We start from the raw sequence: 11823 nt of genomic DNA on the forward strand, positions 1-11823 counted from the left end.
AACTCCAATTTAAGAAGTTCGAGGAATCTGCTTCCGGCATTACTTAATTTTAAAGTTGATTTTGTATAGCGTTGCTCTGTAGAACTAGGTTCGCTCTTGCTTCTGCACCCTGTCCTTAGTCACTAAGACACAGCCAATAAGACACGGATATGAATTATGTTTGTGTAAACCTAAAGCTCGATCGCCCGATATTGTTCAATAATTCTCAAGAAATCTGCTTTGCGAATTTTTAACGTTTTACGATTGTCACCAATCCCTGTGTAAAACCACTCGCAGGAATGCCCAACGATCGCCGCATCTACAAAAGTGAGCAGCGGAGTGGTTGCTTGAAAGCCAAAGGGCGCAATGCCGCCGATCGGAAATCCCAGCTCCAGCACTTCTTTTTCGGTGGCAAATTTCAGGTGGTGGGGACTGACGCGAAGCTGAGCCGCAACCTGGCTTTTGTTGATTCGTTTTTCAGACTGAAGCAGAATAACAATAAATTCTCCAGTTTTGCGGTTGTTAAAGACGATCGTTTTAATCATGCAGTTTGGAAAGTAGCCAATTTGCTGTTTCACTTCTTCCATTGACAGCACAGGCTCGTGTTCTTCAACACTATATTCTGCCTGATATTGTTTTAGAATGCGTTCAACATTGATATAGCCGTTGACTTCTCGATATGCTTTCTGAGCCGTGACAAATGCATAGTAGCCGTTCTGACTTCTGGGATTTTCTGACAGAACGCGATCGGCATGAATAAAAGCATTGCTGGCTTCGGCATCTTCCAGCATATTGTTTGGTAGCAGTGCCATGATCATCGGGTAGGTGACGATCGATTTGATATCAAAAATTTTGTTAATTTCGCCTTCAACGCCTTCGTCAAACAGCTTGCAGAAAATGTTAAATCGGGTTTTTTCGGTGAGCTGTACTTCGAGCGAATTGTTTTCTTTATCAATTTGAGCGACAAGAGCTGTATCGCGCCAGTTTGGTGTGACTTTGAGCGTAATGGCATTGGCATTGTAGAACGACAGGAAAATGTAGCCTCCCGGTTTTAGCCACTCGTAAAAGCGACGCAGCATCGAAGCCGTATCTTCAATAAAACTGCCCATGCCAAAGCTGGCAATCACAAGATCACATCTGCCGTAAAATTGCGCTTCGTCATTCAGCCGCTCGTACTCAAAATCGTTGACCGAAAAGAAGATATTGCGAATGTCTTTTTCGCGCTTGATCGAGTTTGCCTGCGCGATCATATTCGGCGAAAAATCGTAGCTGTAGACCGATTCAAAATGTCTGTAGAGCGTGAAGCTGTGCCGCCCCGTGCCGCATCCCACATCGATCGCCACTTCGCCTCGATTTTCTGCTCTCAGCTTTCGGATTAGCTCATTGAGCAAATCTTCCTCATAGCTCATCGTCTCGCGGGTGGCAATCTTGGTGTTGTAGTAGTGTTTGTCATAAATTGGGGCAGCCACTTCTGACAGCACCAGATGAAACATTTTCTTTAAGCGTTTAATGAGCCGTTCTGCAACCACATTGACAATAAGCGAATACTGCTGATTGTTTCCGGGTAGCGGCACAAAATAATTAAATGATCGTGTATGCCTAATTTCATCGACTTCGGGAATATCAATAAAAATTAAATCTGTGTTGTCCTGCTTCAGAATTTGCACGATTTCTGAGTCAACTGATACCATTGACCACAGCGTAACTCGATCGATATTGTCCCGGTATTGTAGTCCTTTGATCGATCGGCGCAGCGCAAATTCAAACTGCGTTTCCTGATACAAGCTAAAAATAATCAGCAGTCGATAAACTCTAGACCGATAAATTTCCGAAAACTCATCATACGGCTGAGCAAATTCCAGCAGAATGCAGTTGCTTGCGTCTAGCCCTAAGAGCCCATTTGTGCCGGAATTGTCTTTGACTGAGGAATGGTAAGGCTTGACTTCAAAGAATCGATTGGTTAATCCTTCTTCTTCAAATTTTGCCCGAATGGTTGAGACAATATGAGCAACATTGACCTGTATTTCAAGTGGACTTTGAGAGAGCATTATGTTTAATATCAGTCTTGGATGGAAAGGGAACAGTGTTTTTCTAAAATTTGATTGGGTAAGGTCTTTTTAGAGGCTGCTTGAGGAGCAATTCTTGAGAAGTAATTAAGGTGCTGCGTTGTATCTCCTCAACTCCCTAATTTTGGAAAACTTTGAATCTTGAAGGAGAGGCAGGAAAGATTGGCTTTTAAGAAGGGCTAGGGAAATCTCCAGGGTTGAAAGCCTACTACAAGCTAGTTCGAATAACGATCGTGACTTTTCAAGCATCCTCTCGATCTCAAATCTATTCATGAATTGCAAGCCTTCTAACTCAGCATCTTTCGTACCTTTTCGATTTGCCTCGGCGCGTGCATCTTCTGGTAAAGCTCGATCGCCATTGTAAAACTTGCCTGGCTTTCCTCCACGAGCCGCATTTTTTGATAGGTCAGCCCAAGCTGATAGTAAACTTCTGCCAGATCTGCTTTTGCGCCAATCTGGTCGAGCAAGCTGCGGGCGTTGCGCAGGTGGGCGATCCCGGTTTGAAACTGTCCCTTCGATCGTTCGATCACTGCCATGCCGTTCAATGCTTTTGCCTGCACGAGAACGTAGCGGCTTTGCTCGGCGAATTCTTGTGCGAGTCGATACATTTTGAGGGCGCGATCGGGTTCGCCCAGATTTTGATACGTGAGTCCCAGGAAGATGAGGCTGTAGCCGTATCCCCAGCTTGTGCCGTGAAAAATTTCAAACTCGCTCAGCACCTTTTGCATATATTGACGGGCGATTTGCGGTTGATGAAAGCAGGAATGCAGATACGCGAGACAAAACCAGGAACCCACTGCGTACAGATGACACTCGGTATGGAACGCGAGTTCCTGCACCTGCTCAAACAAATGCGCTGCCTCTTTCAGTTCCCACAGCTCGATCTGGCACAGTCCAGTATTAAATAAAGCCAGGATTTCCAAACTTCTAAGGTCATACTCTACGGCGATCGCTCTGGATTTTTCGTGACACTGCATCGCCTGCTGAATTCGTCCGGTAAACCAGTACAAATCGCCCAGATGGTTGTAGAGTTGGCTGAGGACGTAGCCTGGCTGAACCCGATCGATAATTTGCTCGATTGCGCTGGTCATGCGCTGCAAAATGCCAATTCGATAGGCAGCCACGCCCAAAGATTCTTCCGGTTCCCAGGGGCTATGTCGCCGATGCAAAATTACTCTGGCTGCTGCTTCATCGTCGTTGATTTGCAAGCAGTGATAGTAAGCTTCTAGGGCTGTCAGTGCGTCCTCGATCGTCCGAATGGTTCTCACCCGTGCCGTCCAAAACAGAGCCGCCTGCTGATTTACCAGTTGCCAGTCTGGACTTGCTTTGAGTCGGGCGATCGACTCTGCCTGAATTGCCGGATGCAGCCGATACTCGCCGTGATGCGATTCCACCAAAAACCAGTCGCGCAAACAGCGCAGAATTCGCCCATGCTGCTCTTCGGGTGCGTCCCATAAGAGACCAATCATGCCTTCGGGAGGCAGGGTGGCGATATCTTGAAAGCGGTAGCAGCCCAGGCGACAAAGCAGGCGATAGGCTTCCGGGTAAAGCTGCTGAAGGCGATCGAAGTGGCTGGCAATGAGATCCTGCAAATCAGTTTCGCACAGCAAATCGTCCTGGTGTGCCTGCCAGTAGGCGGTGAGGTCGCCTTCATAGTCAAGCCGTACCGCGCTGCTGAGGATGGTCATTGCTTTGGCATTGCCGCGATATGCCCCGTGCATTTGCTCCAGCGAAGTGAGGTCGGGCGGGATGTGCTGATGCTCAAAAAACTGTGCCCAGGCAGAGAGATCAAGCTGCGGCAAAACATAAGGATGCAGGTTCACCGTTGCTTCATGGACAGGTTCGCGGCTGGTAATCAGTGTGATTGACTGTGCGGCCGGATCGGTCAGCACTTCCAGCAGAGCAACGTAATTGCGGTGAGGCTTAAGCAAATGACCGCTGCGGTCGAGTGCCGTCTCAAAGTTATCGATCAAAATTCCCACCGATTGCTGGCGCAGCTTTTGCCGCAGCCGCTCGAGTGCCAGGCGAAAATCGGCCGTTGGGTCTTCTTGGAAGTAGCGTTGCAGCCATTCCTGCACCAGCATTTCTGCCGGGATTAAGTTCTGGCTTTCCTTTGCCATCCAGCCTTCTAGCTTCAGCGTGAAGTGATGCTGCCGCAAAAATTCCGATGCCAGTGTGGTTTTTCCCAGCCCCCCTTCTCCCAGAATTAAGATTGCCTTTGCGCCTTTTTGCCGCAGTTCTTCCAGGTCGCTCATGGCGCGGGCACGTCCAACAAAGCTAATGCTTGCCACCGCGATCGAGGCAGGACGCTGGGGCAGAGTGAGATGGCTGCCATAACCCGCGACTTTGCGCCAGTCGAGCTGAAGCAGTTGGCAGCACTGCTTAAACGTTTCAATGTAGAGCGGTTTGCGCTGCATCAGCCGCTGCCAGGTGTCGAGGGCAGTGTTGCCCAGTGCCGATCGAATCACGGTGGGGCAATCGGTGGGACTATCGAGCGCGTCATCCTGCTGCATATAGAGCTGTTCGCTGACCTGAAGGATCTTTTCTAGCCCCGATCGCGAAGGCTTCAGCAAAAAGGCGGGTTCGACAATGAGCGTTGTGCCGTTTCTACGAATCACATCCACAATTTCGCCTGCGGCAATGCTGAGATTTTGAGGACAGCGAGCTAGCCACCAGGCACTATTGAAGTAAACTTGTCCGGTTCGACGCGGCTGAATTTCACGTTCAACGATCGCCTGTCCCTGCCAGGGTTCTCCTTGTTCATCAGCCGTTGATTTGTCGAATCGATCGGGTTCTAACCCGTTTGCTAGATCAAACTGCATTTTGATTAACTCCCTGATTCAGGCGGCAATGCTGGAAAAGCGATCGCAAGAGCAAAGACATTTGCTTACTGTTTGGCTTCTTTTATTCTCGCGGGTGATCGCGTAGACAGGCGGCGTCTCCGGGGAAAATCTTTAGGGTTGTCTCCGAGTCGAGCATTTCTGAGGGGAGGGTGAAATCAAACGATGAATTCAGATGAACACTGTAAATTGAATTGTGCGTGAATTAAAGCGTGAATCGTGCTCGGACACTAAAAAGTTACAGAAAAGCAAGCCTTGGGACACAGGTAATCCCATTGCCAAGCATGAGTCTACGAACTTTGAGGAACATTTTGTGAAACGTCCCTGGAGGAACATCTCGATCGAAAGACTGATTAGCGATCGAAATAAATCAAAATAAGCGGAATACAAAATCAGCTCTACGAGTGATCCGGGATGCTTATTCCCTACAACAATGGCTGTTGAAAATCCAGAAATCAAACCTACTTTTTGGATCAGCCGGTCTGCCCCTCCTGCAAGGGAGGAGTGCTTTCCGTAGCGGGGACTTGCAAAAAGCCGAGACGATCGAACGGGAAAAAGCAGAAGATTGCACGACCGATAATATTCTGACGCGGCAAAAAGCCCCAGACGTGAGAATCATTACTGTTGTTGCGGTTGTCACCCATCACAAAAAACTGGTCTGCAGGAACGCGTACTGATGGCATTTCGTAGGCAGGCGGCTCGGCAAGGTAGGCTTCGGTCAGGGATTGACCGTTGATTAAAACATTGCCCTGCGTCACTTGCACGATGTCTCCCGGTGTGCCAATCACCCGCTTGATAAATGCCTTATCAGGCGCATAACCAAACTGCTGAAGCTGGAGCGGCGGGTCAAAAACGACAATCTCTCCGTGCTGGGGCGATCGAAACCGATAAGCAATTTTCTCTACCACGAGCCGATCGCCAATTTGCAGGGTAGGCAGCATCGAATCCGAGGGAATGTAGCGCGGCTCTGCTACAAATAGCCGAATCACGATCGCCAGCACCAGCGCGATGCCTAAAATTTGCACGTTGTCTCGCTGTCCTTTCGAGAGGCGCGACCACCACGAGCCAGACTGCTTCTTAACAGAAGCTTCAGTGTTGGCGGATTGAGCATTGGGGGGAACGTTTTGCGATTCAGAAGCCATCGGGATTCAGAAGCCAATAGATAGAGCGAATTTCTCTCGATCGAGAGACCATCCCAACCTTACAATTTTTTTAACCGTATTCCCAGGAGAGCCGTAAATTATGGCAAGTTCAGCGTCGGGCGATTCAACAGCTCCCTCGGAGCAGGCAAACTCAAAACAAAATTTAGAACAGTGGTACATTGTCAAACAGCCGAGCGGAGTCTGCCAAATTCTCTCTGTTGCCGAAGCTTCTGAGTTTGCGAATTGGTCTGATCACGAGAAATGGGGACCGTTTCAGTCCCAGGGCGAAGCGATCGCCCGTCGGGTGGGGCTGATCCGGGCTGGAAAGTGTCAACCTCAGTAAAAAGTGTCAGTCCCAGTAAAGAGCCAGCCCTAGTAAAGAACTGATTGCCGCTTTGCTAATCATTCACCGGACGATTCCCCGGATGATTCACCCGCTCATTCACCCCATTATTGGTTTACTCGCCATTTTTGCTGCCCCTATGTCCTTTCGATCGCTCAACCTCCCCATTGCCCAACTCACCGAACCCACTTCGATCGCCCTCGCCCAATCCATCTACGTTCAAGGCATCGAAACCCCGCTTCAGCCAGAGCCGGTTGCTTCGCAGTTCCCTATAGGGATAATCGAGACGGCGTTTGTTTATCGAAAAGGCAAACAGACCAGAAATCAGCCGATCGTGTTACTCCACGGATTTGACAGCTCTGTGTTTGAGTTCCGGCGGTTGCTGCCGCTGCTTGCAGAACACGAAGACACCTGGGCGATCGATTTGCTGGGGTTTGGATTTACCGATCGTCCGGCGGGAATTCCCTTTAGCGCAGCGGCAATCAAGACTCATTTTTATTACACCTGGAAAACGCTGATCGGTCAGCCGATGGTGCTGGTGGGGGCTTCGATGGGGGGCGCGGCTGCGATCGATTTTGCCCTGACTTATCCAGAAGCAGTGTCGCGGCTGGTGCTGATTGATAGTGCAGGCTATTCGGCAGGTCCGCCGATCGGCAAATTCCTAATTGAGCCAATAGGCAGGTGGGCGACTAATTTTTTGCGAAGTCCGAAGGTGCGTCGCGATGTCAGCCTGAAGGCTTACGCTGATCCCCAGTTTGTCACCGACGATGCCCTATCCTGTGCGGCACTGCACCTGGAGCATCCCCACTGGCAAAATGCTTTGATTGCCTTTACGCAGAGCGGGGGCTACCGTTCGTTTCGCAGGCAGCTTGCCCAGCTTCAGCCGCCAACGCTGATTCTGTGGGGCAAGAACGATCGCATTTTGGGCATCAAAGATGCAACTCGCTTGCACCAGGCAATTCCCCAAAGTCGTCTGGTCTGGATCGATCGCTGTGGTCATGTGCCGCATCTAGAGCAGCCACAGTTAACCGCCGCCCATATTTTGAAATTCCTGGAGCCTGAGTAAATGTTTCAGGGTGAATGGTTCAGGAGTCCCCATAGTCCTGCGTTTGCCCCCAATCCCCGACCCATGAGACACTTCCGCTTCAGGATGCGGTTCAGAATTCGGTTCAAAGTTCCTCAATCTCGAAAATTTCGAGGGATTTCATGCTCTCTTCCGGCTCAAAGTTCCCCACGGATGGGAATTTGGGGGGCGGTTCAGGTCGCTTCCTCGCAGCTTCAAACATCCTCTTAACGGGCGAATGTTCCTGCCCTGTGTCGTGATATTGTTAAAGCTCCCCCTGTCTGAGCGATCGAGGAATGCTGCTGTGAAGTCGTCTGCTCCGCCATTTGCTCCGAAAGTATTGGTCATCCTGAATGGTAAGGGCGGCGTGGGTAAAACAACAACAGCAATTAACCTGGCGGCAGTATTTGCAGAAAGGTTTCGGGTGCTGCTAGTAGATGCCGATCCGCAGGGATCAGCAAGCTGGTGGGTGGAGCGCAGTCAGCGCAGTTTGGGATTTGATTTGTCGCAGGAAGCCGACCCTACTCTGCTAACAGGACTGCGGCGCGTCAAGGATTACGAGCTGATTGTCGTGGATACCCGACCCGCGCTGGACTCCGAATCTCTGATGGCAGTGATTCCGGCAGCCGATTATTTGCTTTTACCGACCCCGCCTGCCCCAATGGATCTGTCTGCCCTGATCGAAACGGTGAAGCGCACGGTGATTCCGGCTCAAGTTCCCCATCGGGTGCTGCTTACTCGCGTTGATCCCCGCAGTCTGGGGGAAGCTCTGGAGGCACAAAATACGCTGCTCGAAATGGGCATTCCTGCCTGTCATGCGTTTATTCGAGCGTACAAAGCACACGAACGAGCGGCATTAGAGGCGCAGTCTGTCATTCAGTGGCGCGGCAAAAACGGGCGAGAAGCAGAGGCAGACTATCGGCGCGTTGCGGAGGAAGTGCAGCGGGATTGGGCATGATGTGAGCATGATTATTGATAAAATTTGCATCTGGAGTAGGCGGCAAAGGCTAGAATTTGAAGGGATTGGAGGCAACTATGGCAAAGAAGCGGCTTTCGGATTTACTGCGGGACGAAGTCAATAAATCGGCAGATAAGGCAGGGCAAGCGGCTGAGCCTTCTTCTGAACCATCAAACGAGCCGTCGAACGAGCCGGCAAATCAGTCATCCAATGAGTCGGCAAACGAGCCATCGAACGAGTCGGCAAATCAGTCAGCAGATCAGTCAGCAAAATCAACCGGGGCGAAGCCAGCCAAGCCACCTGAAAAATTGCCTGCTTCGAGTCAGCCGACGATCGACTCAGCCGATTCAGCCATAAGTAAGGCAAGTCCCGAAACCCCTGCTGAAGCCAAAACAACCGCCCCCCAGGGAGAACCACTTCGCCTCGGCGTTCATCCCAGCCAGCAGAATCAGCAAGATGCAACCGCTGAGGTAGCTGCTGCCCAGTCTGCTCGACGCAATAGCCCCACCAAAGCAGAACTCGAAACCACGATCGCCGAACTCAAAACTCAGCTCGAAACGGCTCAGCAACAGAAAGAAAGCTTTGACCAGCAGATCGATCACCTTCAGGCAGAAGTGAAGCGGCAGCAGTCTGTAATCGACCAGCTTCAAGCGGAGATGCAGCAGTCTAAATCGCTCAGAGCTGAACTGGAAGAAGCCCGACAAGTCATTCTCAAGCTTTCGGAAATCAACGTCAAACCCGTTGACGCGAAGTACGCCAGCAAGGAACAGGACACCCGTAAGCAACAGGACACCCGTAAGGAAACCGCTGGCACAGCAACGAATGGTGTGGCTCCGACTGCCCATCTTCACTATGTTAAAGCGGGAGAATCACAACCAATCCCGCCTCAGTCTGCTATCAGTAAATCCGGTGCGCCGATCGTTCCAGCGCCTTCTAACGCGGCTGAACCCGAGCTAGAGTCCAAGCCAGTCCAGTTCAAGATGCCCGCTTCCAACGAAGATGCAGGCAAACTCGCGCCGCCCAGCCGACACCAGCAGGAACTTCGCCGCATTCTCGACCACCCGATCCGACCCGCCTCCCTGCCACCGATGTCAACGCCGCAAAAGGAAGACAAGAAGCTGAGCGAAACGGACATGGGCTGGGTGGATTGAGATCGTTAAGATAGATAGAGCCAGTATTAGCGAACGTGAAGCTTCATGACCTCAACCCTCATCAGTTCCTCCTCCGGTCTTAACGCACCCCTGAATGCGCCTACCGTTCATCAATTGTCCAGTGGACTGACAATCGTTGCCGAGCAAATGCCCGTCGATGCGGTGAATCTGAGTCTCTGGGTGGGGATTGGTTCTGCGATCGAAACTGACGAAATCAATGGCATGGCTCACTTCTTGGAGCACATGATCTTTAAAGGCACGCAGCGGTTGCAGAGCGGTGTGTTTGAACGAGAAGTCGAGCAGCGCGGCGCAGCCACCAATGCAGCAACCAGCCAGGACTACACCTACTACTACATTACCTGTGCCCCTCAAGACTTTGCTGCCCTGGCTCCACTCCAGATTGAAGTTGTGCTGAATGCTGCCATCCCAGATGATGCCTTTGAGCGGGAGCGAATGGTCGTTCTGGAAGAAATTCGCCGCTCTGAAGACAATCCTCGTCGCCGCACCTACGCCCGATCGATCGAGGCAGGATTCGATCGCCTGCCCTATCGCCGTCCCGTTCTTGGACCTGCCAGTGTCATCGAAAACTTGAAACCGCAGCAAATGCGCGACTTCCACGCAACCTGGTATCGTCCTCAGTCGATGACCGCCGTTGTTGTAGGGAACCTGCCCGTCGATCGCCTGATCGAAATTGTTGCCGAAGGCTTTGAAGCAGCTCAATCCAGCAATTCTCCCACGCCCACAGTTCCCAGCCCCCATCTCCTCTCCCACTCCCCCGAAGCCCCCTTTACCGAAGTCAGCCGTCAGGAATTTGAAGACGACGGCTTGCAGCAGGCGCGTCTGGTGATGATGTGGCGCGTTCCCGGTATGGAGGATTTAGCTGAAACCTATGCGCTGGATGTGCTGGCTTCAGTGTTGGCACGCGGACGGACTTCTCGCCTGATTCGGGATTTGCGCGAAGAGCGAGGCTTGGTATCGAGCATCTCGGTCAGCAATATGACTTATACGCAGCAGGGCTTGTTCTACCTCGCTGCCCAGCTTCCTACTGAAAATATTCCAGCCGTAGAAGCCGCTGTGCAGCAGCACATTCGCCAGCTTCAAACCGAGCCGATCCAGGAATCTGAGATCGAGCGCATTCGCACTCTGGTTGCTAATCGCTTTATTTTCGCCAACGAAACGCCAAGCGATCGCGGCAGTCTCTACGGCTATTACCAGGCAATTCTGGGCGATCTGGCTCCTGCACTCGACTATCCGGCACAAATTCAGGCGCTAGAGGCGATCGATCTGCAGCGGGCAGCGCAACGCTATCTCGACCCGGATGTCTATCGTGCCGTAGTGATGAAGCCGACCGTTTCGTAAGTGCCGTCAGCAATCCCGTCAGCAGTGCCGCTAGAACTCCAATGCAGTGGAACGAAATTGCCGCCCACATTTCTCAGGTGACTGATCAGCCCTTTCAGATGGCACACCAGCGATCGGTCGGGGGCGGCAGTGTCAATCAGGCATACGCGATTTCTGGCGGCGAACAGTCCTATTTCGTCAAGCTAAACCAGGCGAGTCGGCTTGCCATGTTTGAGTCGGAGGCGTTGGGACTGCGGGAAATCGGCAAAACGGGAACGATTCGAGTGCCGCAGCCACTCTGCTGGGGAGTGAGTGGCAACGCTGCCTATCTGGTGCTGGAATGGCTAGACTTAGGCTACGGTGAACCGCCGACCTGGGAGGCAATGGGGCGCAATCTGGCGGCAATGCACCGCATCACCAGTGCTCAAGGCTTTGGCTGGCATCAAAATAATACGATTGGCTTTGTTCCCCAAATGAATTCGTGGACGCAAAGCTGGATCGAGTTTTGGATCGAGCATCGGTTGGGCTATCAGTTTCAGCTTGCCCGCCGCAAAGGAGGACGTTTTCCCCAGCAAGATCGCCTGCTGGCTGCCGTTCCCCACATTCTGGCGGGACATAATCCGCAGCCTTCTCTTGTGCATGGCGACCTCTGGACAGGCAATGCCGCTGTGACGCTTGAGGGAGAGCCTGTGATTCTTGACCCGGCAACCTATTACGGCGATCGCGAAGTGGATCTAGCCATGAGCCAGCTTTTTGGCAGTTTCCCGACCGGGTTTTACAGTGCTTACCAGGCGGCTTTTCCGCTCGATTCAGGGTATAAAACTCGCAAAATTTTCTATAACCTGTATCACATTCTCAATCACTTCAATCAGTTCGGCGGCAGCTATGAATCCCAGGCAAATCAAATGATTGCATCGCTGTTGTCGTAAATGGAAGCGATCGG

9 protein-coding genes are annotated in these 11823 nt (G+C 51.6%); 6 read left to right on the forward strand and 3 right to left on the reverse strand.

The window, feature by feature from the left end; translation table 11 throughout:
• Window positions 1-170: 170 nt before the first annotated feature.
• From NDA02_RS05735 to lepB, 3 genes are all read right to left on the reverse strand, one after another.
• Window positions 171-2027 carry a YbaK/EbsC family protein gene (locus NDA02_RS05735; protein ID WP_348254590.1) on the reverse strand — a complete coding sequence of 619 codons (1857 nt, stop codon included), beginning with the start codon at window positions 2025-2027 and terminating at the stop codon, window positions 171-173.
• A 305-nt stretch (window positions 2028-2332) separates the two neighbouring features.
• Window positions 2333-4867, reverse strand: a complete 2535-nt coding sequence (locus NDA02_RS05740) for a tetratricopeptide repeat protein (RefSeq protein ID WP_348254591.1) — start codon at window positions 4865-4867, stop codon at window positions 2333-2335.
• A 491-nt stretch (window positions 4868-5358) separates the two neighbouring features.
• Window positions 5359-6027, reverse strand: coding sequence for a signal peptidase I (gene lepB / locus NDA02_RS05745; protein WP_190794507.1), 669 nt, complete (start codon window positions 6025-6027; stop codon window positions 5359-5361).
• Window positions 6028-6127: 100 nt separating this feature from the next.
• Between lepB and NDA02_RS05750 the strand changes: the two genes are divergently transcribed.
• The 6 genes from NDA02_RS05750 (at window position 6128) to NDA02_RS05775 (ending at window position 11809) form a co-directional block, all read left to right on the forward strand.
• A complete protein-coding gene (locus tag NDA02_RS05750) occupies window positions 6128-6370 on the forward strand; it encodes a DDE transposase family protein (protein ID WP_190794506.1) in 243 nt (80 codons plus the stop codon).
• A 139-nt stretch (window positions 6371-6509) separates the two neighbouring features.
• On the forward strand, window positions 6510-7436 hold the full coding sequence (locus tag NDA02_RS05755) for an alpha/beta hydrolase (protein WP_190794509.1): 927 nt from the start codon (window positions 6510-6512) through the stop codon (window positions 7434-7436).
• 343 nt (window positions 7437-7779) lie between these two features.
• Window positions 7780-8391, forward strand: coding sequence for a ParA family protein (locus NDA02_RS05760; RefSeq protein ID WP_347277932.1), 612 nt, complete (start codon window positions 7780-7782; stop codon window positions 8389-8391).
• Window positions 8392-8468: 77 nt separating this feature from the next.
• Entirely contained in the window at window positions 8469-9542 is a 1074-nt protein-coding gene (locus NDA02_RS05765; protein ID WP_348254593.1) for a hypothetical protein, read from the forward strand.
• 45 nt (window positions 9543-9587) lie between these two features.
• Window positions 9588-10901 (forward strand): pitrilysin family protein, encoded by a 1314-nt coding sequence (locus tag NDA02_RS05770; protein ID WP_190794503.1) that lies wholly within the window; start codon window positions 9588-9590, stop codon window positions 10899-10901.
• 41 nt (window positions 10902-10942) lie between these two features.
• The gene (locus NDA02_RS05775) at window positions 10943-11809 is read left to right on the forward strand and encodes a fructosamine kinase family protein (protein ID WP_348247902.1); all 867 of its coding nucleotides are present in this window, start codon (window positions 10943-10945) and stop codon (window positions 11807-11809) included.
• The last annotated feature ends 14 nt before the right edge of the window (window positions 11810-11823 follow it).

The organism is Leptolyngbya sp. ST-U4 (assembly GCF_039962215.1).
GTDB lineage: Bacteria > Cyanobacteriota > Cyanobacteriia > Elainellales > Elainellaceae > Leptolyngbya_A.